This is a genomic window from Amnibacterium soli, from assembly GCF_039544415.1.
In the GTDB taxonomy this organism is placed as follows: domain Bacteria; phylum Actinomycetota; class Actinomycetes; order Actinomycetales; family Microbacteriaceae; genus Amnibacterium; species Amnibacterium soli.
The window spans coordinates 185,770-211,394 of sequence record NZ_BAABLP010000001.1; the positions used below are offsets into that span (position 1 = coordinate 185,770).

General features: G+C 70.7%; 19 protein-coding genes. 8 read left to right on the forward strand and 11 right to left on the reverse strand.

Annotated elements, in window-relative coordinates:
- Window positions 1-50: 50 nt before the first annotated feature.
- The 3 genes from ABEA53_RS00905 to ABEA53_RS00915 form a co-directional block, all read right to left on the reverse strand.
- The gene (locus ABEA53_RS00905) at window positions 51-983 is read right to left on the reverse strand and encodes a hypothetical protein (RefSeq protein ID WP_345479020.1); all 933 of its coding nucleotides are present in this window, start codon (window positions 981-983) and stop codon (window positions 51-53) included.
- A 206-nt stretch (window positions 984-1,189) separates the two neighbouring features.
- Window positions 1,190-2,641 carry an aldehyde dehydrogenase (NADP(+)) gene (locus ABEA53_RS00910; RefSeq protein WP_345479022.1) on the reverse strand — a complete coding sequence of 484 codons (1,452 nt, stop codon included), beginning with the start codon at window positions 2,639-2,641 and terminating at the stop codon, window positions 1,190-1,192.
- Complete coding sequence (locus ABEA53_RS00915) at window positions 2,638-3,519, reverse strand: fumarylacetoacetate hydrolase family protein (protein ID WP_345479023.1); 882 nt, start codon at window positions 3,517-3,519, stop codon at window positions 2,638-2,640. Before ABEA53_RS00915 ends, ABEA53_RS00910 begins: the two co-directional genes overlap by 4 nt.
- Window positions 3,520-3,734: 215 nt before the next feature.
- Between ABEA53_RS00915 and ABEA53_RS00920 the strand changes: the two genes are divergently transcribed.
- Complete coding sequence (locus tag ABEA53_RS00920; RefSeq protein WP_345479024.1) at window positions 3,735-4,841, forward strand: endo-1,4-beta-xylanase; 1,107 nt, start codon at window positions 3,735-3,737, stop codon at window positions 4,839-4,841.
- Between the two features lie 70 nt (window positions 4,842-4,911).
- On the opposite strand, the gene ABEA53_RS00925 is transcribed toward ABEA53_RS00920, so the two are convergent.
- From ABEA53_RS00925 to ABEA53_RS00935, 3 genes are read right to left on the reverse strand one after another with little or no spacing between them, the layout of a single operon-like run.
- Window positions 4,912-6,690, reverse strand: coding sequence for a dihydroxy-acid dehydratase (locus tag ABEA53_RS00925; RefSeq protein WP_345479025.1), 1,779 nt, complete (start codon window positions 6,688-6,690; stop codon window positions 4,912-4,914).
- Between the two features lie 11 nt (window positions 6,691-6,701).
- Window positions 6,702-7,805, reverse strand: a complete 1,104-nt coding sequence (locus ABEA53_RS00930) for a zinc-binding dehydrogenase (RefSeq protein WP_345479026.1) — start codon at window positions 7,803-7,805, stop codon at window positions 6,702-6,704.
- Complete coding sequence (locus tag ABEA53_RS00935) at window positions 7,802-9,181, reverse strand: glycoside hydrolase family 5 protein (protein ID WP_345479027.1); 1,380 nt, start codon at window positions 9,179-9,181, stop codon at window positions 7,802-7,804. Before ABEA53_RS00935 ends, ABEA53_RS00930 begins: the two co-directional genes overlap by 4 nt.
- A 121-nt stretch (window positions 9,182-9,302) precedes the next feature.
- Here ABEA53_RS00935 and ABEA53_RS00940 point away from each other — a divergent pair, with 121 nt between their 5' ends.
- The gene (locus ABEA53_RS00940; protein WP_345479029.1) at window positions 9,303-9,968 is read left to right on the forward strand and encodes a hypothetical protein; all 666 of its coding nucleotides are present in this window, start codon (window positions 9,303-9,305) and stop codon (window positions 9,966-9,968) included.
- Window positions 9,969-10,051: 83 nt separating this feature from the next.
- Here the strand turns inward: ABEA53_RS00940 and ABEA53_RS00945 are convergent, their stop codons facing one another.
- From ABEA53_RS00945 to yicI, 4 genes are all read right to left on the reverse strand, one after another.
- Window positions 10,052-11,161 carry a substrate-binding domain-containing protein gene (locus ABEA53_RS00945; protein WP_345479030.1) on the reverse strand — a complete coding sequence of 370 codons (1,110 nt, stop codon included), beginning with the start codon at window positions 11,159-11,161 and terminating at the stop codon, window positions 10,052-10,054.
- Window positions 11,162-11,241: 80 nt separating this feature from the next.
- The gene (locus tag ABEA53_RS00950; protein ID WP_345479031.1) at window positions 11,242-12,540 is read right to left on the reverse strand and encodes an ABC transporter permease subunit; all 1,299 of its coding nucleotides are present in this window, start codon (window positions 12,538-12,540) and stop codon (window positions 11,242-11,244) included.
- A 6-nt stretch (window positions 12,541-12,546) separates the two neighbouring features.
- A complete protein-coding gene (mmsA, locus tag ABEA53_RS00955; RefSeq protein WP_345479654.1) occupies window positions 12,547-14,064 on the reverse strand; it encodes a multiple monosaccharide ABC transporter ATP-binding protein in 1,518 nt (505 codons plus the stop codon).
- 320 nt (window positions 14,065-14,384) lie between these two features.
- Window positions 14,385-16,697, reverse strand: coding sequence for an alpha-xylosidase (gene yicI, locus ABEA53_RS00960; RefSeq protein WP_345479032.1), 2,313 nt, complete (start codon window positions 16,695-16,697; stop codon window positions 14,385-14,387).
- 203 nt (window positions 16,698-16,900) lie between these two features.
- Between yicI and ABEA53_RS00965 the strand changes: the two genes are divergently transcribed.
- From ABEA53_RS00965 to mmsB, 6 genes are all read left to right on the forward strand, one after another.
- Complete coding sequence (locus tag ABEA53_RS00965) at window positions 16,901-17,980, forward strand: sugar ABC transporter substrate-binding protein (protein WP_345479033.1); 1,080 nt, start codon at window positions 16,901-16,903, stop codon at window positions 17,978-17,980.
- Between the two features lie 113 nt (window positions 17,981-18,093).
- Complete coding sequence (locus ABEA53_RS00970) at window positions 18,094-18,858, forward strand: ATP-binding cassette domain-containing protein (RefSeq protein ID WP_345479034.1); 765 nt, start codon at window positions 18,094-18,096, stop codon at window positions 18,856-18,858.
- Window positions 18,855-20,150: a sugar ABC transporter permease gene (locus tag ABEA53_RS00975; protein WP_345479035.1), complete on the forward strand. Its 1,296-nt coding sequence runs from the start codon at window positions 18,855-18,857 to the stop codon at window positions 20,148-20,150. Before ABEA53_RS00970 ends, ABEA53_RS00975 begins: the two co-directional genes overlap by 4 nt.
- 374 nt (window positions 20,151-20,524) lie before the next feature.
- Window positions 20,525-21,658: a multiple monosaccharide ABC transporter substrate-binding protein gene (gene chvE / locus ABEA53_RS00980; protein ID WP_425550577.1), complete on the forward strand. Its 1,134-nt coding sequence runs from the start codon at window positions 20,525-20,527 to the stop codon at window positions 21,656-21,658.
- 89 nt (window positions 21,659-21,747) lie between these two features.
- On the forward strand, window positions 21,748-23,289 hold the full coding sequence (gene mmsA, locus ABEA53_RS00985; RefSeq protein WP_345479037.1) for a multiple monosaccharide ABC transporter ATP-binding protein: 1,542 nt from the start codon (window positions 21,748-21,750) through the stop codon (window positions 23,287-23,289).
- The gene (mmsB, locus tag ABEA53_RS00990) at window positions 23,286-24,518 is read left to right on the forward strand and encodes a multiple monosaccharide ABC transporter permease (RefSeq protein WP_345479039.1); all 1,233 of its coding nucleotides are present in this window, start codon (window positions 23,286-23,288) and stop codon (window positions 24,516-24,518) included. The genes mmsA (ABEA53_RS00985) and mmsB overlap by 4 nt, the downstream gene beginning before the upstream one ends.
- Window positions 24,519-24,615: 97 nt before the next feature.
- Here mmsB and ABEA53_RS00995 read toward each other — a convergent pair whose 3' ends face one another.
- Complete coding sequence (locus ABEA53_RS00995; RefSeq protein ID WP_345479040.1) at window positions 24,616-25,623, reverse strand: LacI family DNA-binding transcriptional regulator; 1,008 nt, start codon at window positions 25,621-25,623, stop codon at window positions 24,616-24,618.
- Window positions 25,624-25,625: the final 2 nt, after the last annotated feature.

Sequence of the window (25,625 nt, forward strand, 5' to 3'; positions counted from 1 at the left end):
ATTTCCTTCGCGGATCCGCAGTTCTCGCCCGACACGCCGGTTGCAGGACGCTACTGCGCGGCGTGTCGCCGAGTTCCTGCGGATCCGCGGAGCCACACCCGGCGGATGGTCTCCACGACCCAGGCGGTCTCCCGCACGGCTTGCGTCTGTGTGAAGCGGAGGGGGTGGGTGCCGAACTGCGCGATGATCGCGTCCTTCTCCCGGTCGCGTTCGACCGCCTCCGGTCCGGAATGCGTGGCCATGCCGTCGACCTCGACCGGCAGCCAGCCCGCGACCAGGCCGTCCGGCCGGTAGGCGCTCGTCACCCGCGCGTTCGGCACGAAGGGGATGCCGGCGTCCTCGCACGCGAGTCGGACCATCGTCTCGCCCGACGTCTCCGAGCGCGGGTCGCTGCGATCCACCGCTGATCGGAGGTGCTCGGGGAGCAGCTCGCGCAGCCGCCGGACGTCCACCTCCGGAAGCAGCGGCGGATGCTGCGCGGTGCAGCGGGCGGAATCGATCGCGGCGACGAGCCAGCGCCACTCCACGCAGGCGGCCATCTGCAGGAGCGCGTCGAGCGGTGAGACGCGCCAACCGACGACGGGGTCCGTGCGCTGCTCCCAGTGCCACCGGACCGCCGGTTCCGACGACGCTCGCGCCCGCCGGGAGGCGTCGGTGGACCGCCGCAGCCGCGTCGTGCCGGGCGCGATGCTGACCTCGAGGTGCTGCTCCGCGTGCTCCGGCACGACGATGCCCCACGACGCGGCGGCCGCCGTGCAACCGAGCGCACCGCCGACCCGGACGGCCCGGATGCCGGGCTCGGGTACCGCGGGGTCGGCGTACCAGCCGATCCGCGGCCGCGCGAGGGCGCCCAGGTGACGCAGGTGGGCGACCTGCATCGGGGTCATCCCCGCCTCGACGAAGCGCTGCAGATGCGCGACGCCCCTGTGCTGGGCGAGAACCCCGCGGGCCGTGCGGACGAGGAGGGTGCGGTCGGTCGTCATGGCCGAGCAGCCTGACGCCGAGGGCACCGCTCCGGCCAGTCCGGTCCTCCTCCTGCGGCCGGGATCGGACTGGGGAGGAGGCGACCTCCGCGGGTCGGGTTCGCCGATCCGCAGAAATCGGTCGACACGCCGCGCGCTGGAGGTCAGAGCGCGGCGTGTCGACCAGGAACTGCGGATCCGCGGACGAAATGCGGATCCGCGAAGCCTCAGGAGGGGTGGACGCCGTCGATGCGCTGGGGGACCGACCAGGGGTTGGCGTCCTGGAGGGGCTCGGGGAGGAGCGCCTCGGGGAGGTCCTGGTAGGCCACCGGGCGCAGGAAGCGCTCGATCGCGGCGGTGCCCACGCTGGTCGTGCCCACCGCGGTGGTCGCCGGGTACGGGCCGCCGTGCTGCTGCGCGTACGTCACCGAGACGCCGGTGGGCCAGCCGCCCCAGAGCACGCGGCCCGCGCGCTCGGAGAGCACCTCGAGCAGCGCCGGCGCGATCTGGTCGCCCTCCTCGCCCTGGATCGTCGCCGTGAGCTGGCCCTCGAGGGTGCGCGCGGCCGCGAGCAGCTCCTCGTCGTCGGTGTACTCGACGACGAGCGCGGCGGGCCCGAACAGCTCGGCGGTCAGCGGGCGCGGGTCCGCGAGGATCTCCGCGGCGCTCGTGCGCAGGAGCGTCGGGGCGGGGTCGCCGGAGGGGTCGGCGGTGCCGGCGAGCACCTCCACGACCTCGTGCGACGCCAGCGCGCTCAGCGCCTCGCCGTAGCCCTCGCGGATGCGGTCGTTCAGCATTGGCGCGCCCGCGACCTCCTTGAGCCGCTCGGCGACGAGGCCGGGGATGGGGGAGTCGGCGGGCACGAACAGCAGCCCCGGCTTGGTGCAGAACTGCCCGACGCCGAGCGCCATCGAGCCCGCGAAACCGGCGGCGACCTCCTCCGCCCGCGCGGCGGCCGCGGCCGTCGTGACGAACGCCGGGTTGACGCTGCCGAGCTCGCCGTAGAACGGGATCGGCGTCTCGCGGCCGCTGGCGAGGTCGAACAGCGCGCGGCCGCCGCGCAGGGAGCCGGTGAACGCGCCCGCCGCGACGCGGGGATCGGTGATGAGCGCGCGGCCCGTCTCCTGCCCCTCGACGAGCGCGAACACGCCCTGCGGCGCGCCCGCGCCCTCGAGCGCCGCGATCAGCACCTCGGCGGTCGCTCGCGACAGCCCGGGGTGCCCGGGGTGCGCGACGAGCACGACCGGGCAGCCGGCCGCGAGCGCGGACGCGGTGTCGCCGCCGGCCACCGAGAACGCGAACGGGAAGTTGCTCGCGGCCCACACCGCGACGGGGCCGAGCGGCAGCTGCATGCGGCGCAGGTCGGGCCGCGGGCCCATGCCCCAGGCCGGGTCCGCGTGGTCGACCGTCGCGTGCAGGTACGCGCCCGCCGCGATCTCGTCCGCGAACAGCCGCAGCTGGAAGGTGGTCCGCTTCAGCTCGCCCGTGAGGCGCGGCCGGGGCAGCCGGCTCTCCTCCTGCGCGAGCGGGATGAGGCGCTCGGCCGCGCCGTCCAGGGCGTCCGCGGCCGCGCGCAGCCAGTCGGCGCGCTCGGCGGGCGAGCGCCCGCGCAGCACCGCGGCGGCGGCGACCGCGTCGTCGAGCACCTGGTCGAGCTCGTCGGGGGTGGTGTCCGTCATCGGGTGCCCTCCTTCGTGCGGCCGCGCAGGTCGGTCCCGACCTCGCGCACCGGGTTCTCCAGCACGCCGACCCCGCCGAGGGAGACGCGCACGACGTCCCCGGCGGCCAGCGTGAACGACTCCGGGGGCACGATGCCCGTGCCGGTCAGCAGCACCGCGCCGGACGGGAACGGCATCGCGGCGAACAGCCACGCGCCGAGGTCCTCAGCCGTGCGGGTGATCGAGGCGGAGGAGGCGGTGCCCGAGAACGCGATCGCGCCGTCGCGCTCGATCTCGAGCCCGATGTCGAACGGTCCCTCGACCGCCCACACGGGCACGATCGCCGGGCCGAGGGCGCACGCGGCCTCGTAGACCTTCGCCTGCGGCAGGTACAGCGGGTTGTCGCCCTCGATCGAGCGGCTGGACATGTCGTTGCCCGGCACGTAGCCGAACAGCTCGCCGCGGCTGGTGAAGACGAGGCCGAGCTCCGGCTCCGGCACGTCCCAGTCGGAGTCGACGCGGATGCCGACCGGCTCGCCCGGACCGACCACGCGGCTCGCGGGCGCCTTGAAGAACAGCTCCGGGCGCTCGGCGACGTACACGCGGTCGTAGATCGACGCCTCGGTCGACTCGGCCATCCGCTCGTCGCGGCTCCGCTCGTAGGTGACGCCGGCGGCCCAGACCTCCTGCACGTCGACCGGAGCGGCCACGTCGAAGGGGTGGTCGACGGGTGTCGCCGCGTCGATGCGGGCGCGGGCCTCGTCGAGCGGCAGTGCGAGCAGGTCGGCCAGACCGCCCTCGATCAGCCGGTCGGCTCCGTCGGTGCGGACCACCCAGCGCCGGCCGCCGCGGGTGACCGCGTGGCGGATGGCGCCCTCCGGGACATCAGTGGGACTCAACTGCGCACTCCGATCCGCTCGTGCCGCACCGCTCGAGCGGCTCCAGCCTGACGCATGGTTCCCGAGCGCGCACTCCGCGCACCGGCTGCCCGGCGCGTCGTGCGAAACCCTGTCGAAACCGTTGACAGTCCATGTGGAAAACGTTTCTCCTTCATGGCAACCGCCGCCGAAGTCGGCCCGGTCACGATGAAGTCGACCACTGCAAGGAGCACGTCATGTCCGTTCCTCCGTCCATCCCACGGCGCCGCGCAGGCGCCGTGGCCGTCACAGCGGCCCTCGCCGTCGCGCTCACCGCCGGTTCCGTGCTGAGCGCCTCCGCCGCCACCGAGGGCACGGGGCGCAGCAGCCTCCGCGCGCTCGCCGCCTCCTCGTCCGGCGTCCGCATCGGCACCGCGATCAACACCGACGAGCTCGGGTCGAACGCGGCCTACGACCGCATCGCGGCGCAGCAGTTCAGCTCGGTCACCCCCGAGAACGTCATGAAGTGGGACGCGATCGAGCCGAAGCGCGGACAGTTCGACTTCACGGCCGCCGACGAGCTCGTGCGCTTCGCGAAGCAGCACCACCAGCTCGTCCGCGGCCACACGCTCGTCTGGTACAACCAGCTGCCCCAGTGGCTGAACGACATCGGCCCGTCGCTGACGAAGAAGCAGACGGAGTCGATCCTCAAGCAGCACATCTTCACGGAGATGCGGCACTTCAAGGGGAAGATCTGGCAGTGGGACGTCGTGAACGAGGCGTTCAACGAGGACGGCACGCTGCGCGACAACCTGTGGCTGCAGAAGATCGGGCCGAGCTACATCGCGAAGGCGTTCACCTGGGCGCACCAGGCGGACCCGAAGGCGCTGCTGTTCTACAACGACTACAACATCGAGTACGACGGGCCGAAGCAGCAGGGCGCGTACGACCTCGTCGAGGGCCTCGTTCGCAAGGGCGTCCCGATCGACGGCGTCGGCTTCCAGACGCACCTCGACACGCAGTACGGCATCCCGGACCTCGAGACGACCATGCGGCGCTTCGCGAAGCTCGGCCTGAAGACGGCCGAGACCGAGGTCGACGTCCGCACGACCCTCCCCGTCACCGCGGTGGAGCAGTCGGCGCAGAACGCGGGCTACGCCCAGACGCTGCAGGCCTGCCTGCTCGTCAAGGCGTGCATCTCGTACACGGTCTGGGGCTTCGGGGACGAGTACTCCTGGATCCCCGGGGTCTTCCCCGGTGAGGGCGCCGCCGACATCTACGACGAGAACCTCGTCGCGAAGCCCGAGTACACGGCGCTGCAGAGCGTCCTCCGGACCGCGAAGGGCGTCCCGCACCGGAGCTGATCCGACGACCGTTCGGAGGGGCTCCCGGTGCCGCACCGGGAGCCCCTCCTCGCGCCGGTCGTCGCGCACGTCAGTGCGACTCGCGGGTGACCTCGGACCCCGAGGCCCCGACCAGGAAGTCGAGGTCCGCGCCCGTGTCCGCGCCCTGCACGTGCTCGATGTAGAGCCGCTCCCAGCCGCGCTTCGCGCTCGCCAGACCGGCGACGAGGGCGGGGGAGGGCGTGCGGCGCGCGAGCTCCTCCTCCGGCACGTCGAGCACGATCGAGCGGTTCGCGACGTCGAGGACGATCTCGTCGCCGTCCTGCACGAGCGCGAGCGTGCCGCCCGCCGCGGCCTCCGGCGCCACGTGCAGCACGACGGTGCCGTACGCGGTGCCGGACATGCGGCCGTCGCTGATCCGCACCATGTCCCGGATCCCCTGCTTCAGGATCTTCTGCGGCAGCGGCAGGTTGGCGACCTCGGGCATGCCCGGGTAGCCCATGGGGCCGCAGCCGCGCAGGATCAGCACCGAGTCCGGCGTCACGTCGAGGTCCGGGTCGTCCACGCGGGCGTGGAAGTCCTCGATCGAGTCGAAGACGATCGCCTTCCCGCGGTGCTGCAGCAGGTGGGCGGACGCGGCCGAGGGCTTGATGATCGCGCCGTTCGGCGCCAGGTTGCCGCGCAGCACCGCGATCCCCGCGCCGGAGGTCTCCTCGCTCGCAGCCGGGATCAGCGGCGCGTCGCGGGGCGCGATGACCTCCGTGTTCCAGATCGCCCTGTCGTCGAGGTAGTCGACGAGCGGCCGGCCCGTGACGGTGATCGGCGCCGGGTCGAGCAGGTCCTTCACCTCGGCGAGCACGGCCAGCAGGCCGCCCGCGTTGTAGAGGTCCTCCATGAGGAACGCGCCGGAGGGCTGCAGGTTCACGAGCAGCGGCACGCGTGCCCCGACCGAGTCGAAGTCGTCGAGCGTCAGCTCGATGCCGAGGCGCCCCGCGATCGCCATCAGGTGGATGACGGCGTTCGTCGATCCGCCGCAGGCGGCGATCGCCGTGATCGCGTTCAGCAGGGAGCCGCGGGTGATCACGTCGCCGATGGTCCGGCCCTGGTGCACCATGTCGACGATCAGCCGGCCGGTCGCCTGCGAGCCCTCGAGGAGGCGGGCGTCGGGCGCCGGCGTGCCCGCGAGCCCGGGGATGGTCATGCCGAGCGCCTCGGCCATGACCGCCATCGTCGATGCCGTGCCCATCGTGTTGCAGTGGCCCTTGCTGCGGATCATGGAGCGGTCGGAGGCGAGGAACGCCTCCTTCGAGAGCGTGCCGGCCCGCACCTCCTCGCTCAGCTGCCAGGTGCCCGTGCCGCAGCCCATCCGCTGGCCGCGGAACATCCCGTTCATCATGGGACCGCCCGGCACGACCACGGCGGGGATGCCCACCGACGCGGCGGCCATGAGCAGCGCGGGGATCGTCTTGTCGCAGCCGCCGAGCAGGACCAGGCCGTCGATCGGGTTGGCGCGGAACATCTCCTCCATCGCCATCGCGGCCATGTTGCGCCACAGCATCGCCGTCGGCTTGACGAGCGTCTCGCCGAGGGAGACCACGGGGAGGTCGAGGCCGATGCCGCCGGCCTCGGCCACGCCGAGCTTCACCGACTGCATGATCTCGTCGAGGTGCATGTTGCAGGGCGTCAGGTCGCTCGCGGTGTTCGCGATGGCGATCTGCGGCCGCTTCCCGTCGAACGCGTCCGCGGGGTAGCCGCGCTGCATCCAGGCGCGGTGGATGTACCCGTCCCGGCCGTCCCCGTCGCCGTACCCGTACCACTCGTCGCTGCGCAGCCGCTGCTCCGAGCCGCCGCCGATGTTCTCCGCCACCATGTGCTCTCCTCCTACGGGATCAGGATGCCGCGGCCCGCGGCGCCCTGCCGCAGCTCCGCGTACGCCTCGTTGACCTCGGCCAGCGGCCGCCTCGTGCCGATCAGCTCGTCGAGCGGCAGCCGCCCGGCGAGGTAGAGCGCGAAGATCCGCGGCAGGTCGATCCGCGGGTTGCTCGAGCCGTACAGCGAGCCGACGATGCGCTTCTGCCGCTGCACGAGCTCGTTGATCGGCACCGGGAACGTCGCGTCGGCGCGGGACAGCCCGATCGCGACCAGCACGCCCTCGGGCGCGAGGCAGGCGACCGCCTGCTGCATGGTCGCCGGGGCGCCGACCGCGTCGATCATCCACGGCACCCCCTCGCCCGTGAGCTCCTGCACCCGGGCGAGGACGTCCTCGTTCCCCGCGTCGATCGCGTGGGTGGCGCCGAAGCGGCGGGCGAGCTCGAGCTTCGCCGGGTCGAGGTCGATCGCGATGATCGGCTCGGCGCCCGCGAGGTGGGCGCCCATCACGGCGGCCAGGCCGACGCCGCCGGCGCCCAGGATCCCGAGCGGCCGGCCGCCGGGGGACTCCACCGCGTTCAGCACGGCCCCGACGCCGGTGATGACGGCGCACGCCGCGATGGCGGCGACCTCGGGCGGCACGCCGTCCGGCACGAGCGCGACGCTCGTCTCCGACACGACGACGCGCTCCGCGAAGCACGAGACGCCCATCAGGTGGTGGATGCGCTCCGACCCGTCGGAGGAGGAGAGGCGGGTGGTGCCGTCGAAGAGGCCGTTCGTCTGCGCGAAGACGCGGCCGTAGCGGCAGAGCACCGGGTTGCCGCGCACGCAGGCGTCGCACTCGCCGCAGCGGGGACGCCAGAGCAGCGCGACTCGGTCGCCCACCGCCACGCGCTCGCCGGCGCCCGGACCGAGCGCCTCCACGATCCCCGCGCCCTCGTGGCCGACGACGATCGGCAGCTTCGCGGGCAGGTCACCCGTCATGTAGTGCAGGTCGCTGTGGCAGACGCCCGCCGCCTCGATGCGCACGAGCACCTCGCCGGGCCCCGGCGCGTCGAGCGCGACGTCCTCGATAGCCAGGGGCTCGCCCGGCGCGCGCAGCACCGCCGCCCTCACGCCCGCACCCCCGCCAGGTGCGCGACGAGGCGGTCGCGGAGCGGCTGCCGGACCTCGCACGCGGCGAGCGCGAAGGAGTCGGCGAGCGCGTCGAGCGCGGCGTCGTCGAGGCCGCGGAACAGGTCGGCGTACTCGTGCGCCATCGGCTGCGCGAGCGTGATGTTGTTCAGCAGCGTCCGCACGAAGTCGACCCTGCCCCACGGGTACGGGTCGAAGTCCGGGAACTCGCGGGCGACCAGGTCCTGCACGGGCTTCGTCACCTCGATCGGGTCGATGCCGTCGCTGCCCCACTGGTCGACGCCGAGACGCCGCTTCTTCGCCACGAACGCGTCGAACCGGCGGCGGTACGGGGTGTCCTCGCGCACCGAGACGAGGCCCTGCCGCCCGATGTCCTTGTACATCCACACGGTCCAGCTCGCCCCGAACTCGTCGTAGAGCGCGAGCTGGTCGTCGAGGATCCGGCGGCGCAGCGCGTCCTCGTCGGCGTCGCCCGTGTAGATCGGGCCGAACTCGCCGACGAGGATCGGGGTGCCGGTGCGGCGGGCGTACTCGGAGCGCTGCAGGAACTTCGCCCGGGCCTCCTCCGTGCTGTAGCTGCTGCTGCGGCCGAGCCCCGCCGGCACGTAGTCGTGCAGCGTGAAGACCGCGTTCTCGAACGGGTCCTCGTCGAAGAAGCCGAACTCGGTCGCGTAGGTGTTGCCGTCGAGGAACACCGTGTGGTCCGGGTCGACGGCGCGGATCGCGGCGACGAGCCGGCGGTAGAAGGGACCGACGACCGCGCGGGACTCGTCGGCGGGCTCGTTCAGCAGGTTGTACCCGGCGACGGCGGCGTTCCCGCGGTAGTGCTCGGCGATCGCCTCCCAGATCCGGACCACGCGGTCCTGGAAGTGCGGGTGCTCCCAGAACAGCGCCCGGTGCGTCTCGTTGTCCGAGTGCCAGTGCTGGTTCTGCGACCCGGGCAGCGCGTGCAGGTCCACGATCGAGTAGACGCCGTGGGCCGCGAGCGCCTCGATCGCGCGGTCGAGGTGGGCGAACGCGTCGGGGCGCAGCTCGAACGGCCGCGAGTCGTCCTCGAAGTGCTTGTAGCCGACCGCGATCCGCACGACCGTGAAGCCCTCGTCCGCGAGGAGGGCCGCGTCCTCCTCCGCGAAGAAGCGGGTGAGGAGGCGGTCGAAGAAGCGGTCCGCGCGGTCGGCGCCGATGCGCTCCGCCACGGTGCGCCGCATCAGCGACTCGTTGCCGGAGTACCCCGTGATGAAGTTCTCCATGTTGAGCCAGCCGCCGAGGCAGACGCCGCGGAGGAGCACTTCGCGGCCGTCGGGGTCGACGAACCGGGACCCGTCCGTGCGGAGCGGCGGCAGTGCGGCGTTCGGCATGTGACTCCTTCGTCACGAAACTTTCCTGGCGGTGACACCCGGTTTCGTCCTCATCAGGCTACCCCGTCGAGCAGGACGCGCCAGGGCGGTGCCCGCCGACCGACCGGGGGAGGATCGGAGGATGCGGCGACGGCGGGACCAGGAGTCGCTGCGGCGGGCCGTCTACCGGCGCGACGCCGCGGGGGAGGACCTCGCCCGGTACGCGGCCGCCGTCGGCCGTCGCCCTCGCCGCCTCCGCCGCGCGCTGGTGCCGGTGCTCGTCGCGGCGCTGGGAGGCGCCGCGCTCGGGATCGGCGTGCTCGTCCGGCCAGCGCCGCCGCCCTACCCCGTCGTCGCCTCGACCCCGGTGCCCGTGCTCGGCGACGACGAGGACCGCCTCGACGCCGCCCGCGACCTGGCCGCGCTGTTCGGGCAGCGGAAGCCGTTCCTCGGCCTGTACCTCGCGCAGCACCGCACCGCGCTCTCCGCCTCCATCCGCAGCGACAGCATCGCCGTCGACGGCACGGGCACCGGACCACTCGTGCTCTCCCTGCGGGGCATCGCGACGCCGGGGCAGGCGACCGGACTGCTGACCGTGCTGCTCACCTGCGACCGGTCGACGCGCTACTCGTGGGTGCTCGGCGGGGCCGGCGCGGCGTCGCGCACGGGCGCCTCGGGCGACGACTGCGGCGGCTCGATCGTCACCGCCACGTTCGTGCCGCGGCCGCACCACGTGCCGACGACGATCCGGGTCGACGTGCCGAAGGGCGTGCGCACGATCGTCGAGGTCGACCTCAGCCGGTACTAGGCCGGATCGTCGCCGGGAACGACGGAAGGGGCCGCCACCGGATGTCCGGCGACGGCCCCTTCACGAGCGGGATCCCTGGGGGATCAGCCCTTCTTGGCGAGCGCCTCGAGGGTCGGGTTGTTGGCGTAGGCCTTGACCGCGTTGTCCTTGGTCACGAGGACCGGGGTCAGCTCGACGGCCGGGACGACCTTCTTGCCGTTGTTGTTCTGCTTCGGGTCGTTCACGACGCCCGTCGGCTTGCTGCCGGCGGCGAGCTCCTTGACGAGCTTCACCGCGGCGTTGGCCTCGAGGTTCGTGTCCTTGTAGATGGTCGAGTACTGCGTGCCGTTCATGATGAGCGGGATCGACGCGGTCTCCGAGTCCTGACCGGTGATGACCGGGTTGGACTTGCCGGCCGCCTTCACCGCGGTGAGGATGCCGCGCGCGAGGGTGTCGTTGGGGGAGAGGACGCCGTCGAGGTCCGTCTTCGAGTAGTACTTCGTCAGCAGGTTCGTCGCGCGGGCCTGCGCGTTGGCGGGCAGCCAGCCCTGCGTGTCGACCTCGGTGAAGCTCTTCTGGCCGGAGACGACCTTCAGGGTGCCGTCGTCGATCTTCGGCTGCAGGACGCTCATGGCGCCGTTGAAGAAGATCTTCGCGTTCGAGTCGTCGGGCGAACCGGCGAACAGCTCGACGTTGTAGGGCGCCTTGCCCTTCGCCTTGAGGCCGTCGAGCAGCGCCTGACCCTGCAGCTCGCCCACGTGGTAGTTGTTGAACGCGACGTAGTAGTCCACGTTCGGCGTGTTCGTGATGAGCCGGTCCCAGGCGATGACCGTGATGCCGGCCTTCTTCGCCGCGGAGACCTGCGAGCCGAGCTGGCTGCCGTCGGCCGCGCCGATGACGATGACCTTGTCGCCCTTGGTCGTCATCGCGGTGATCTGCTGCTGCTGACCGGGCACGGTGTTCGAGGCCGGCGCGTACTGCACGTCCGCCTTGTAGCCGGCCTTGGCGATCGCTTGGGTGAAGTCCTGGCCCGCGAGCACCCAGTTCTGGCTCGTCTTGGCCGGCAGCGCGACGCCGATGGTCGAGCCCTTCGGGATCGTGGCGCCCGCGGCGGAGCCGGAGGCGGCGGGCGCGGTGCTGCGCGCAGAGCAGCCCGTGAGGGCCATGGCTGCAAGCGTCACGGCGGTGGCCCCGACGATGAGCTTCTTCTTCATTGAGTCTGCCTTCTTCATTCTGATCGATGGGACGCTTGGGTCCCGGTCCCGCCCCCGGGGATGCCCGGGGTGCGGAAGCGCTAGGGGAGGGTGACCTTCGGCTGGTCCTGGATGCTCTCGGGCTGCACGGCCGGAGCGCCCGTCTTCGACGGCTCCTTCGGGATGCGCAGGCCGTTTAGCAGGCGGCCGGTCAGCGACGGGCGGCCCTGCGTCTTGGAGTAGACGTCGAAGCCGACCGCGATCAGCAGCACGAGGCCGCGGATGATCTGCTGCTGGCTCGAGCCGGCGCCGATCAGCAGCAGGCCGTTCTGCAGGAAGGCCATGACGAGGCCGCCGATGATCGAGGCGTTCACCGTGCCGATGCCGCCCGCGACCGCCGCGCCGCCGACGAACACGGCGGCGATCGCGTCGAGCTCCCAGCCGGTGCCGTCCTGGGGGCCGGAGGCGTTCGAGTAGGCGACGAAGACCATGCCGGCGATCGCGGCGAGGACCGACATGTTGAACATCACGAAGAAGTTCACGCGGCGGGCCGAGACGCCGGACAGCACGGCCGCGGCGGAGTTGCCGCCGACCGCGTAGATCTGGCGGCCGAGGATGGTGTTGCGGGTCACGAAGCCGTAGACGAGGACCAGCACGCCGAGGATCAGCGCGACGATCGGCACGGACGTGCCGACGGGGCCGGCCGCGAACTCGTAGGTCACGACGGCCGCGACGGCGCCGAAGACGACGATCCGGACGACGCTCGCCCACACGGGCAGGATGTCGGCCTGCATGCGGGCGCGGCGCCGGCGGGCCCGCAGCTCGGTGACGATGATCGCGATGATCGCGAGGAGGCCGATGAGCAGGGTGCCGTTGCTGAAGCCGGTGTTGGGGCCGAAGTCGGGGATGAAGCCGGCGCCGATCTGCTGGTAGCTCTCGCCGACGGGCACGCTGTCCGAGTTGCCGATCAGCTGGTTCAGGCCGCGGAAGATCAGCTGGCCGGCCAGCGTCACGATGAACGCGGGGACCCGGACGAAGGCGACCCAGAAGCCCTGCCAGGCGCCGGCGGCCGCGCCGACGACGAGGCCGAGGACGATCGCGAGCGCGGTCGGGAAGTGCCAGGCGGCCATCGACTGGGCCACGACGATGCCGGTGAAGGCGGCGACCGAGCCGACGGACAGGTCGATGTGGCCGGCGACGATGACCTGCACCATCCCGATCGCGAGGATCAGGATGTAGGAGTACTGCAGGAAGACGTTGATCACGTTGGTCGGCAGGACCGTCGTGCCGCCGTCGAGCGCGGAGAAGATGATCAGGATCGCGGCGAGCGCGATGATCATGCCGAACTGTCCGGCGCCGGACATGTTCGCGTTGCCGAAGAGGCGCTGCAGGGTCTTCATGAGGGGTCAGGCCTTCTTGCTGGTGTTGGCGGTCATGCTGCGCATGAGCGTTTCGGGGTCCGCGTCCTGCACGGCGAGCTCGTTCGTGATCGAGCCCTCGAAGATCGTGTAGATGCGGTCGGAGAGGCCGAGGAGCTCGGGCAGCTCGGAGGAGATGAGGATGATCCCCTTGCCCTGCGCGGCGAGGGCCTGGATGATCCCGTAGATCTCGAACTTCGCCCCGACGTCGATGCCGCGGGTGGGCTCGTCGAGGATCAGCAGGTCGGGGTCGGTGAACATCCACTTCGCCAGCACGACCTTCTGCTGGTTGCCGCCGGAGAGCTTGCCGACCCCCTCCTCGACGCTCGAGGCCTTGGTGCGGAGCTGCTTGCGGTAGCGCTCGGCGACCTCGAACTCCTCCACGCCGTCGACGACGCCCGCCCGCGAGATCTTCGGCAGGTCGGCGGCGACCGTGGAGCGCTTGATCGTGTCGAGCAGGTTCAGGCCGAGCGCCTTGCGGTCCTCGCTGACGTAGCCGAGCCCGTGCTGGATGGCCCGCTTGACCGTGTTGGTCCGGATCTCCTTGCCGTCCTTCAGGACCTGTCCGCCGAGGACCGTGCCGTAGGAGTGGCCGAAGATGCTCATGGCGAGCTCGGTGCGGCCGGCGCCCATGAGGCCCGCGAACCCGACGATCTCGCCGCGGCGCACGAAGAAGTTCTCCGCCTTGCAGACCAGGCGGTCGGGGTCGAGCGGGTGCTGCACCGTCCAGTCGCGGACCTCGAAGAAGGGCTCGCCGATGTGGGGCGTGCGGTCCGGGAACCGGCTCTCGAGGGAGCGGCCGACCATGCCGCGGATGATGCGGTCCTCGTCGACGCCGCCGCCCTTGACGTCGAGCGTCTCGATGGTGCGGCCGTCGCGGATGATCGTGATGGTGTCGGCGACGGCCTCGATCTCGTTCAGCTTGTGGCTGATCATGATCGAGGTCACGCCGCGGGCCTTGAGGCCGACGATCAGGTCGAGCAGGTGCTGCGACTCGGCCTCGTTCAGCGCCGCGGTGGGCTCGTCGAGGATCAGCAGCTTGACGTTCTTGTTCAGCGCCTTGGCGATCTCGACGAGCTGCTGCTTGCCGACGCCCATGGTCTTGATCTGGGTGTCCGGGTCCTCGGTGAGGCCGACGCGGGCGAGGAGGTCCTGCGCCTTCAGCTGCGCGGCCGTCCAGTCGATGACGCCGAACCGCGAGGGCTCGTTGCCGAGGAAGATGTTCTCGGTGATCGACAGCTCGGGGATCAGCGCGAGCTCCTGGTGGATGATCACGATGCCCGCGGCCTCGGACTGCTTGATGTTCGAGAAGCGCACGACCTCGTTCTGGTAGACGATGTCGCCGCTGTAGGTGCCGTACGGGTAGACCCCGGAGAGCACCTTCATCAGCGTCGACTTGCCGGCGCCGTTCTCGCCGCAGATCGCGTGGATCTCGCCCGCGCGCACGGTGAGCGTCACGTCGGAGAGGGCCTTCACGCCCGGGAACTCCTTGGTGATGTCCCGCATCTCGAGGATCGCCGAACCGTTCCGTTCCGCCACGTCGCTTCCCTTCGGCCGCCGAGCCGTGCACTGCCGAACCGGTGGCGGTCGTCGACTCCGGTGTCGGCGATGGCGGGGTCTCCCTCGGCCATCGACGAGTGCGGCGGTGCATCGGTGTGACCGGTCACATCGCCTGGAGGAATGTAGACCCCTCCTGGCCGGGTAGGACGCGTGAGGGGCGATCGGTGTTCCAGTGATACCCGATCGTTACCATCTGCTAATTACCTGATCGCACTGGCGCGCCGGAGCCCCGCTGCGGCTCGACGGTCGCAGCGGGGCTCGGGTGCTCAGAGCGGGGAGGGCGCCTCCGCGCGGCCGTCCCGGGTGATCGAGGCGGTCCCGTCCGCGGCGGCGACGAGCGCTTCGCCCACGGCGAGGCTCCAGCGGCCGGCGGGACCCGACGCCGTCACGCGGTCCCCGGTCGTGACCACGTCGAACGCTGCGCCCGCGACGTGGACGGTGCGACGGGCGGGGCTGCCGGGGAACACGCGGAGCACGAGCCCGTCGAGGTGGTCGGTGTCGGGCCGGTCGTCGCGCTCGCCGAGCGGCAGCACGGCGCCCTCGCGCACGTAGACGGGCAGGGAGTCGAAGCCGTGCCGCTCCCGCCGCCAGGCCGGGCCGGTGACGCGCTCGCCCGTGAGCAGCTGCGTCCAGGTGCCGGCCGGGAGGTACAGCTCAACGTGGCCCTGCTCGGAGAACACGGGCGCGACCAGGACGTCCGGGCCCAGCAGGTACTGCCGGTCGAGCGGGCGCGCGGTCGGGTCCTCCGGGAACGCCAGCACCATCGGCCGCATCACCGGCATGCCGGTCTCCGCCGCCTCCCGGCCCGCGGCGAGGAGGTAGGGGGAGAGCCGGTTCTTCAGCTTCGCGAAGCGCCGGGTGATGCTGACGGCCGAGTCGGGCGCGGACTCGTCGTCGTCGAAGATCCACGGCACGCGGTACGAGTCGGACCCGTGGAACCGGCTGTGGCTCGACAGCAGCCCGAACGGCACCCACCGCTTGAACACGGCGGCGTCGGGCGTGCCCTCGAACCCGCCGATGTCGTGGCTCCAGAACCCGAAGCCGGACAGCGACAGGGAGAGCCCGCCGCGCAGCGTCTCGGCCATCGACGCGAACGTGGAGGTGGAGTCTCCGCCCCAGTGCACCGGGTGCTGCTGCCCGCCGGCGGTCGCCGAGCGGGCGAAGAGCACCGCCTCGCCCGGCCGCTCCTGCTCGAGCACCTCGTGGACGGCCGCGTTGTACCGCTCCGCGTAGAGGTTGTGCATGCGCTTCGGGTCGGAGCCGTCGGCGTAGACCACGTCGAGCGGGATCCGCTCGCCGAAGTCGGTCTTCAGCGAGTCGACGCCCTGGCGCAGCAGCGGGCGCAGGCGGTCCTGGAACCAGGCGACGGCGGCGTCGCTCGTGAAGTCGACGACGCCCATGCCGGCCTGCCAGAGGTCCCACTGCCACACGGAGCCGTCGGGTCGGCGCAGCAGGTGACCGGCCGCGGCGGCCTCGGCGAACAGCGGGGAGCGCTGCGCGATGTACGGGTTGATCCAGAGGGAGACCTTGAGTCCCCGCTCGTGCAGCCGCGCGAGCATCTCGTCCGGGTCGGGGAACACGCGGGCGTCCCAGGCGAAGTCGGACCACTGGAACTCGCGCATCCAGAAGCAGTCGAAGTGGAACACCGACAGCGGCAGGTCGCGGTCGCGCATGCCGTCGAGGAAGGACGTGACGGTCGCCTCGTCGTAGGGGGTGGTGAAGCTCGTCGTGAGCCAGGTGCCGTAGCTCCAGGCCGGCACCTCGACGGGGCGGCCGGTCAGCGCCGTGTAGCGCTCGAGGATCTCGGCGGGCGTCGCGCCCGCGACCACGAAGTACTCGAGGGACTCGCCCTCGACGGAGAACTGGACGCGCTGCACCGCCTCCGATCCGACCTCGAAGGAGACGTGGCCCGGCTCGTTCACGAAGACGCCGTAGCCCGCGTCCGTCAGGTAGAAGGGGACGTTCTTGTAGGCCTGCTCGCTCGAGGTGCCGCCGTCGGCGTTCCAGATCTCGACCGTCTGCCCGTTCTTGACGAGCGGGCCGAAGCGCTCGCCGAGGCCGTAGACGTGCGTGCCGACGCCCAGGTCGAGCTGCTCGTGCACGTAGGCGCCGCCGCGGGGGAGCCCGACCGGCGGCGCGTCCACCTCCGCGTCCGGTGCGAGCCGCAGCCAGGCCTGCGAGCGGTGGCCGCTGCCGGTGAGGACGCGGCCGCCGGAGGAGAAGCGCAGGCTCCAGGGCGCGCCGGGCGTCACGCGGGCCTCGAGGTCGCCGCTCGTCACGACGCCCGCGCCGTCGTCCGCGATGCGCACGGTGCCGCCCTCGGCGGGCGCGGTCGTGAAGCGCAGCGGCTCGCCGCCGCCGGTGTGGTGCTCGATCCGCACCCGGATGACCCCGGGCAGGTGCGGCGCGACCGTCACCGTGAGCACGGGCAGGTTCAGGGTGTCGCCGCGGGTGGTGATCGCCTTCGTCGGCGCCGTCACGACGAGGGCCTCGGGAGTGGCGTCGAGGTCGTACGCCTCCCGGGCGTAGTGCGCCTCCACGCCGGGTCGCATCAGCCAGAAGCCGTTCGTGAAGCGCACGTGCCGCCGCCTTCCGGGCGTCCTCGCCCTGATCCGTCCCTTGCGGGAAGTCAGCATCGCAGAGGCGCGACCCCCATTTGTTGTTACGGCATCGTTATGTGACTGGTCACATGCGGAGCACCCCAACCTGGATACAGTCTGCGAGTTCCTCGACGTCGAGGACGCGGTGGCCCTCGCCCCGCTTGACGAAAGGTAATGAAGCCTTGAAGAGCACGATCATGGGGATGGCGGCCGTCGTCGCCCTCTCGACCCTCGCCCTCGCAGGGTGTTCCGCCGCCGGCCCGGGGAGCTCCGGTGACTCGAGCGGCTCCGGCAAGGCGACCAGCGCCGCCGGCAAGCGCGCCTGCGTCATCCTGCCCGACACCGAGTCGTCGCCCCGCTGGGAGTCCGGCGACCGTCCCGCGCTGAGCAAGGCGCTCGCCAGCGCCGGCTTCTCCGCGGACATCCAGAACGCCCAGAACGACACCGAGAAGTACGCGACCATCGCCGACCAGCAGCTCAGCAAGGGCTGCGGCGTCATGCTGCTCGTCGACCTCAACGGCGCAGGCGCACAGGTCCTGACCAAGGCGAAGAGCCAGGGCATCCCGGTCATCGCCTACGACCGTCCCATCAAGGGCGCGGACTACTACGTCTCCTTCGACAACACCAAGGTCGGCGAGCTCGAGGGCCAGCTGATCGTCGACGGCCTCAAGGCCGAGAAGAAGGACCCGAAGTCGGCGAAGGTCGTCTTCATGGGCGGCGACCCGACCGACGGCAACGCGAAGTTCTTCCACGACGGCGCCGCCGACGTGATGGGCAAGGCGGGCATCAAGCCGGCGTTCGAGCCCAAGGGCACGTGGGACGCCGACAAGTCCGGCACCAACTTCGAGCAGGCCTACACCGCCCTCAAGGGGAACGTGGACGCCGTGTGGGTCGCGAACGACGCGAACGCCGCCAGCGTGATCGCCATCCTCGACAAGAACGGCAAGAAGGTCCCGGTCAGCGGCCAGGACGCCTCCATCGCCGGCCTGCAGAACATCCTCCTCGGCAAGCAGACCGGCACGGTCTACAAGCCCTTCCAGAAGGAGGCCGACCAGGCGGGCAAGCTCGCCGTCGACCTGCTGAACGGCAAGAAGCCCACGGCCCCGACCGAGAGCGACGGCGTGCCGTTCTTCAACGAGACCCCGATCCTCGTCACCGACGCCGACGGCATCAAGCAGGTCATCGCCGACGGCAACGCGAAGGTCGCCGACATCTGCAAGGGCGACGTCCAGGCCGCCTGCGACAAGGCCGGCATCAAGTAGTCCCTGATCGGACCGCGGTCCCCGCATCCTCCTCGAGGGTGCGGGGACCTCGGTCCGTTCGTCATCGCCGGATCGATCCGCCGCCGTGCGCGGCGGACGCGGAAGGAGGGGGCATGGTCGCCCCGATCATCGAGCTCAAGGACATCCGGAAGGGCTTCGGCCCGGTCGAGGTGCTGAAGGGCGTCAACCTCAAGATCTACCCGGGCCAGGTCAGCGCCCTCGTCGGCGACAACGGCGCCGGCAAGTCGACCCTGATCAAGGGCCTCGCCGGCGTGCAGCCCTACGACTCCGGCGAGGTGCTCGTCGACGGCGCCCCGGTCGCCCTGCACTCCCCGAAGGACGCGTCGGGGCACGGCATCGAGGTCGTGTACCAGGACCTCGCGCTGTGCGAGAACCTCGACATCGTCCAGAACATGTTCCTCGGGCGCGAGGATCGCGAGCACGGCATGCTCAGCAACGGCGAGATGGAGAAGAAGGCCTCCGCGACGCTCGGCTCCCTCTCCGTGCGCACGATGAAGTCGGTGCGGCAGAAGGTGTCGTCCCTGTCCGGCGGTCAGCGCCAGACGGTGGCCATCGCCCGCGCCGTGCTCCAGGACGCGCGGGTTGTCATCCTCGACGAGCCGACGGCGGCACTGGGCGTCGCACAGACCGAGCAGGTCCTCAACCTCGTCCGCCGACTGGCGGACGCCGGCGTGGGCGTGCTGATCATCAGCCACAACCTCGTCGACGTGTTCCAGGTCGCCGACCACATCAACGTGCTCTACCTGGGGACGATGGTCGCCCAGGTCGAGACCGCGAAGACGAACAACAACGACGTCATCGGCTACATCACCGGCCTGAAGACGTACGAGCCCGACCTCGAAGGAGCGGCCCGATGACCACGACGAAGGGCGCCGACACGTCGATGGCCGCGGCCGTCGACACCGCCGGGGGAGCGACTCCTCCGGGGATCGCGACGGGCTACGAGGGCGGCATCGGCGACCAGCTGCGCGCCTACGTGTCCCGCGTGCGCAGCGGTGAGATGGGCATGCTGCCGGCCATCGCCGGGCTCATCGTGCTGACCGCCCTGTTCGCGGGGCTGAGCCCCTACTTCCTCACGCGGCTGAACATCGCCAACCTGTTCACCCAGTCGGCCTCCCTCGCGGTGCTCGCGATCGCGCTCGTCTTCGTGATCCTGCTCGGCGAGATCGACCTGTCCGCGGGCGTCACGGCCGGCGTCGGCATGGCGGCGTTCGTGCTGCTGAACAGCCTGGCGAACTGGGACTGGATCCCCGCGCTGCTGGTCGGGCTGCTCGTGGGCCTCGCGATCGGCACGTTCATCGGGTACTTCGTGGCGAAGGTCGGCATCCCGTCCTTCGTCGTGACCCTGGGGCTGTTCCTCGGCCTGCCCGGCCTGCTGCTGGTCATGCTCGGCGACGGGAACACGTACCGCATCCAGGCGCCCGAGGTCCTCGCGATCATGAACAACAACCTGCCCATCTGGGGCGGCTGGGTCATGTGGGTCGTCATCGTGGCGGTCTCGATCGCCACCGCGTTCTACGACCGCAGCCGCCGCCGCAAGGCGCAGGTGCCCGTGCGGCCGATGAGCATGCTCTGGATCCGCGTCGGCCTCGTCGCGCTCGGCGCGCTCGTGTTCGTGCTGCTGCTGAACCAGAACCGCTCCGTGTCGGTCATCCCCGTGGAGGGGGTGCCGATCGTGGTCCCGATCACGCTCGCGATCATCTGGATCGGCACGCAGGTGCTCGACCGCACCCGGTTCGGCCTGCACATCTACGCGGTGGGCGGCAACCCGGAGGCGGCCCGTCGCGCGGGCATCAACGTCGCGGCCATCCGCATCTCGGCGTTCATGATCTGCTCCACGCTCGCCATCGTGTCCGGCCTGTTCACGGCCAGCCGCGTCGGCACCGTCGGCTCGAGCTTCGGCTCGACCATCGTGCTGAACGGCGTCGCCGCGGCGGTCGTCGGCGGCGTCAGCCTCTTCGGCGGCCGCGGCCGGCTGGTGCAGGCGGCGGTCGGCGCGATCCTGATCTCGATGATCACGAACGGCCTCGGCCTGCTCGCCCTGCCGGGCGGCGTGAACCTGCTGATCACCGGCGGCGTGCTGGTGCTCGCGGCCACCGTCGACGCCCTCTCCCGCAAGCGCTCCGGCGCGTCGCTGGCGAGGGTCTGACCCCGCTGCGGCCGTCGGCCGCACGAGGAGGCGTCCGGTCCGCCGGGCGCCTCCTCCTGCGTCCGGAAAGTGAGCGCTCATAACGAGCGGATCACGATCAGGGGACACCTTCCGCATGCACTTGACCTGACCGGCGTCTCCCGGCACGATCCTCCATTGGATGTGACCGTTCACACGGCGCGCGTACGACGACGAAGGAGTCGGCTCATGGCTGATCGGCTCCTCTCGGCGCCCGTACGGGACGCCCGCGACGGCCTTCCCGCCGTATCCGCGGTCGAACGTCGCACCTCTCGAAGTGCACCCGTCGTTCGCGCCCGGGTTCCTCGCACCACAGCGACACGATGACGTCCTCGCAGGACAGAAAAGGAACCACAGTGAAGTTCAAGAAGCTGGCCGTCGGCGTCGCCGCCGTCGGTCTCGCGTTCTCGCTCGCGGCCTGCTCCGGTGGCCGAGGCGCCACCGACGCCGGCGCGTCCGCCACCCCGGGCAGCAACAAGGGCGCCCTCGTCGGCGTGCTCATGCCGAACAAGACCTCGACCCGTTGGATCAAGGACGGCGACGCCGTCAAGTCCGGCCTCGAGAAGCTCGGCTACAAGGTCCAGCTCGACTACGCGAACGACGACATCCCCACCCAGGTCAAGCAGGTGTCGAACGACATCACCAAGGGTGCCAAGGTCCTGATCATCGCGTCGATCGACGGCACCGCGCTGTCCGACCAGCTCGACACGGCCGGCAAGAAGGGCGTCAAGGTCATCGCCTACGACCGCCTGATCAACGGCAACAAGAACGTCGACTACTACACGACCTTCGACAACTACAAGGTCGGCGTGGACCAGGCGACGAGCCTGCTCACGGGCCTCGGCCTCGTCGACGCCGACGGCAAGAAGACCGACGAGAAGGGCCCCTTCAACGTCGAGCTCTTCGCCGGCTCCGCCGACGACAACAACGCGACGTTCTTCTTCAACGGCGCGATGGACACGCTGAAGCCGTACATCGACGACAAGACGATCGACATCAAGAGCGGTCAGACGGCGTTCCAGCAGGTCGCGACCCAGCAGTGGGACGCGAACCGCGCCAAGCAGCGCATGCAGAACATCATCGCGAAGTCCTACTCGAGCGGCACCAAGGTGCAGGGCGTCCTGTCCCCGTACGACGGCATCTCGATCGGCATCATCTCGGCGCTGACGGGCGCCGGCTACGGCGGCTCGGGCACCAAGCTCCCGGTCATCACCGGTCAGGACGCCGAGATCCCCAGCGTCAAGTCGATCATCGCCGGCCAGCAGTACTCGACCATCTACAAGGACACCCGGCAGCTCGCCGACGAGTCCGTGAAGATGGCGGACGACCTGCTGAACGGCAAGAAGCCCGAGGTCAACGACACCAAGAGCTACAACAACAAGGTCAAGGTCGTCCCGTCCTACCTGTTCCAGCCCGTCGTGGTCACCAAGGACAACTACAAGAAGGTCCTGGTCGACAGCGGCTACTACTCGGACGGCGACCTCAAGTAGGTCCGTCCCCCTCTCGACCGACGGAGGACCGCGCCGTGGACACGGCGCGGTCCTTCGTCGGGCAGGACAACGCAAGAGACAGGAGCGGCATGGCCGACACGATCCTCGAGATGCGCGGCATCACGAAGACCTTCCCCGGTGTCAAGGCGCTGCAGGACGTCACCCTGCAGGTCGAGCGCGGCACCGTGCACGCGATCTGCGGCGAGAACGGCGCCGGCAAGTCGACCCTCATGAAGGTGCTGTCCGGGGTCTACCCCGCGGGGACCTTCGACGGGCAGATCCTGCTCGAGGGCTCGCCCGTGGAGTTCCGCTCCATCAACGACTCCGAGGCCGCGGGCGTGGTGATCATCCACCAGGAGCTCGCGCTCAGCCCGTACCTCTCCATCGCGGAGAACATCTACCTCGGCAACGAGCAGGCCCGCGGCGGCTTCATCGACTGGAACCGCACGAACCTCGAGGCCGGCAAGCTGCTGCGCCGCGTGGGGCTCAAGGACAACCCGATCACGAAGATCGTCGACATCGGCGTCGGCAAGCAGCAGCTCGTCGAGATCGCGAAGGCGCTGTCGAAGGAGGTCAAGCTCCTCATCCTCGACGAGCCGACCGCCGCGCTGAACGACGACGACAGCGCCCACCTGCTCGAGTTGATCGCCAACCTCAAGGATGAGGGCATCACCTCGATCATCATCAGCCACAAGCTGAACGAGATCGAGGCGATCGCCGACAAGGTGACGATCATCCGCGACGGCCGCACCATCGAGACGCTCGACCTGCGCGCCGGCGAGGTGACCGAGGAGCGGATCATCAAGGGCATGGTCGGCCGCGACCTCGAGAGCCGCTACCCCGACCACGAGTCGCACGTCGGCGAGGAGCTGCTGCGCATCGAGGGCTGGAACGTGTTCCACCCCATCGACCGCACGCGGCAGATCGTGTTCGACGCGAACCTCAACGTGAAGGCCGGCGAGATCGTCGGCATCGCGGGGCTGATGGGCGCCGGTCGCACCGAGCTCGCCATGAGCGTCTTCGGCCGCTCCTACGGCAGCAACATCTCCGGCCACGTGTACAAGCGCGGCCAGGAGATCAAGGTCGGCACCGTCGCGCAGGCCGTGAAGAACGGCATCGCCTACGCGACCGAGGACCGGAAGCGCTACGGCTTGAACCTGATCGACGACATCAAGCGGAACATCTCCGGCTCCGCGCTCGGCAAGCTCGCGAGCTTCGGCCTGGTGAACGCCAACCAGGAGACCACCGTCGCGAACGGCTACCGGAAGAGCATGAACATCAAGGCGCCCACGGTCGCCGCGATCACCGGCAAGCTCTCCGGCGGCAACCAGCAGAAGGTCGTGCTGTCCAAGTGGATGTACGCCGACCCCGACGTGCTGATCCTGGACGAGCCCACCCGCGGCATCGACGTCGGCGCCAAGTACGAGATCTACACGATCATCAACAAGCTCGCGGACGAGGGGAAGGGCGTCATCGTCATCTCCTCCGAGCTGCCCGAGCTGCTCGGCATCTGCGACCGGATCTACACGCTCAGCGAGGGCCACATCACCGCGGACGTGCCGCGGGCCGAGGCCACGCCCGAGCGACTGATGCAGCACATGACCACCTACCGGGAGACCACGGACGCATGACCAGCACACTCACCCCCGAGCAGCGCGGCGCCGCGCCCGCCCCGGCCAAGCGCAACAACCCGGTCGGGAACGTCCTCGGCTACCTCCGCAGCCAGCTGAGCCAGACCGGCCTCTTCATCGCCCTGATCGTGATCGTGATCTTCTTCCAGATCACCACGGACGGCGTGACGCTGCAGCCGGACAACGTCTCCAACCTGATCAACCAGAACAGCTACATCCTGATCCTCGCGGTCGGCATGGTGATGGTGATCATCGCGGGCCACATCGACCTGTCGGTCGGGTCCGTGGTCGCGTTCACGGGCGCCGTCGCCGGTGTGCTCATCACCCGCATGGGCGTGCCGTGGCCGCTGGCCATCGTGCTCTGCCTGGTGCTCGGCGCGCTCGTCGGCGCCTGGCAGGGCTTCTGGATCGCCTACTTCGGCATCCCCGCCTTCATCGTCACCCTGGCCGGCATGCTCCTGTTCCGCGGTGCGGCGCAGGTCGTGCTCGGCGGCACGCAGATCTCGCCGTTCCCGGACGGCTTCCGCGCGCTCGGCTCCGGCTTCCTGCCGGCGTTCGGCACGACGGGGTACGAACCGCTCACGCTGATCCTCGGCGCGATCGCGGCCGTCGCGATCATCGTCACCGGCCTCCGCGGGCGGAGCGTCCGCAGCAAGTACGACCTCGAGGACGAGCCGCTGTGGTGGTTCATCGTCAAGCTGGCGTTCACGGTCGGGCTCGTGCTGCTCGTCGCGTTCCTGCTCGCGAGCTACAACGGCACCCCGATCGTGCTGCTCATCCTGGGCGCGCTCGTCGTGATCTACACGCTCGTCATGGGCCGCAGCGTCTTCGGCCGCCACATCTACGCGATCGGCGGCAACCTCGCCGCGGCGCAGCTGTCCGGCGTGAAGACGCAGCGCACCACGTTCCTGCTGTTCGTGAACATGGGCGTCATCGCGGCGCTCGGCGGGCTCGTCTTCACGGCCCAGCTGAACCTCGCGAGCCCGGTGAACGGCAACGGGTTCGAGCTCGACGCGATCTCCGCGGTGTTCATCGGCGGCGCCGCGGTCACCGGCGGCATCGGCACCGTGCCCGGCGCCATCGTCGGCGGTCTGATCATCGGCATCCTGAACAACGGCATGTCGATCCTGAACATCGGCATCGACGTGCAGCAGGTCATCAAGGGCCTCGTGCTGCTCGGCGCGGTCGCGTTCGACATCTACAACAAGCGCAGGAGCGGCGGCCGCTAGGTCCGCACCTCCCGCGAACACGAAGGGCCCCGTCCTCGGACGGGGCCCTTCGTCGTGCCCGTGCCGTCCGGCCGGAGGCGGAGCGGGACGGGAGGCTTCAGCGGCGGCGCGGTGGCGCCGTGGTGGCGCGGACCAGCAGCTCGGGGACGAGCGGCGCCGGCGCCTCGCCGTCGCCGAGCAGCGTCGTGATGCAGCGCCGGCCCATCTCGGCGAAGTCCTGGCGCACGGTCGTCAGCGGCGGCCACAGGTGCGCGGCCTCGGGCACGTCGTCGTAGCCCACGATCGACACGTCGCCCGGCACGTCGAGGCCGAGGTCGCGCGCGGCGTGCATCAGGCCGATGGCCATCGCGTCGTTGCTGCAGAAGTAGGCGGTGGTGTCGCGCCAGTGCAGCAGCTCCATGCCGGCGCGGTAGCCGAAGTCCGCGGTCCAGTCGCCCAGCACGGGCACCGCGACGGGCAGGTCCTGGGCGGTGAGCTCCTGCAGGAATCCCTGCATGCGCGCCTCCGCCTCGATCCAGTCGCGGGGTCCCGCGAGGTGCCGGATCGACTCGTGGCCGAGCTCGATCAGGTGCCGGGTCGCCATGCGCGCCCCGGCCATCTCGTCGACGCGGAGGGCCGTCGGGTCGCCCGTCGCGAGCGCCCGCATGGTGATGTACGGCACGCGCGGGGCCAGGTCCGCGATCGTCTCGAAGACGTGCTGCTGCGGCGCGATGACGACCAGGGCCTCGATGTCCTGGTCGATCAGGTTCGCGAGCGCGGCCCGCAGCGACGCCTCGTCGGCCTCGGTGACGGAGGAGGACGTGACGAAGTAGCCGCGCTCGCGCGCCGCCTCCTCGATCGCCTGGATGCTGCGCGAGGGCCCGTAGGTGGCCCTCCGGGACGCGAGCACGCCGATCGTCTTCGACCGGCTGGTGCTGAGCGCGCGCGCGGCGGCGCTCGGCCGGTACTGCAGCTCCGCCATCGCGGCGAGGACCCGGCTGCGCGTCTCGTCGCGGATGCTGACGTGGTTGTTCAGCACGCGCGACACGGTCTGGTGCGAGACCCCGGCGACGCGGGCGACATCGCGGATGGAGGCCGGCCGCGCCGAAGGCGTGAGGGTCGACATCC

What these genes read in the sequence shown, in the direction of transcription:
- ABEA53_RS00905 (WP_345479020.1), bottom strand. Translation starts at nt 983, where the DNA reads ATGACGACCGACCGCACCCTCCTCGTCCGCACGGCCCGCGGGGTTCTC.
- ABEA53_RS00910 (WP_345479022.1), bottom strand. Translation starts at nt 2,641, where the DNA reads ATGACGGACACCACCCCCGACGAGCTCGACCAGGTGCTCGACGACGCG.
- ABEA53_RS00920 (WP_345479024.1), top strand. Translation starts at nt 3,735, where the DNA reads ATGTCCGTTCCTCCGTCCATCCCACGGCGCCGCGCAGGCGCCGTGGCC.
- ABEA53_RS00925 (WP_345479025.1), bottom strand. Translation starts at nt 6,690, where the DNA reads ATGGTGGCGGAGAACATCGGCGGCGGCTCGGAGCAGCGGCTGCGCAGC.
- ABEA53_RS00935 (WP_345479027.1), bottom strand. Translation starts at nt 9,181, where the DNA reads ATGCCGAACGCCGCACTGCCGCCGCTCCGCACGGACGGGTCCCGGTTC.
- ABEA53_RS00940 (WP_345479029.1), top strand. Translation starts at nt 9,303, where the DNA reads ATGCGGCGACGGCGGGACCAGGAGTCGCTGCGGCGGGCCGTCTACCGG.
- ABEA53_RS00945 (WP_345479030.1), bottom strand. Translation starts at nt 11,161, where the DNA reads ATGAAGAAGAAGCTCATCGTCGGGGCCACCGCCGTGACGCTTGCAGCC.
- ABEA53_RS00950 (WP_345479031.1), bottom strand. Translation starts at nt 12,540, where the DNA reads ATGAAGACCCTGCAGCGCCTCTTCGGCAACGCGAACATGTCCGGCGCC.
- mmsA (WP_345479654.1), bottom strand. Translation starts at nt 14,064, where the DNA reads ATGCGGGACATCACCAAGGAGTTCCCGGGCGTGAAGGCCCTCTCCGAC.
- ABEA53_RS00970 (WP_345479034.1), top strand. Translation starts at nt 18,094, where the DNA reads ATGGTCGCCCCGATCATCGAGCTCAAGGACATCCGGAAGGGCTTCGGC.
- ABEA53_RS00975 (WP_345479035.1), top strand. Translation starts at nt 18,855, where the DNA reads ATGACCACGACGAAGGGCGCCGACACGTCGATGGCCGCGGCCGTCGAC.
- mmsA (WP_345479037.1), top strand. Translation starts at nt 21,748, where the DNA reads ATGGCCGACACGATCCTCGAGATGCGCGGCATCACGAAGACCTTCCCC.
- mmsB (WP_345479039.1), top strand. Translation starts at nt 23,286, where the DNA reads ATGACCAGCACACTCACCCCCGAGCAGCGCGGCGCCGCGCCCGCCCCG.
- ABEA53_RS00995 (WP_345479040.1), bottom strand. Translation starts at nt 25,623, where the DNA reads ATGTCGACCCTCACGCCTTCGGCGCGGCCGGCCTCCATCCGCGATGTC.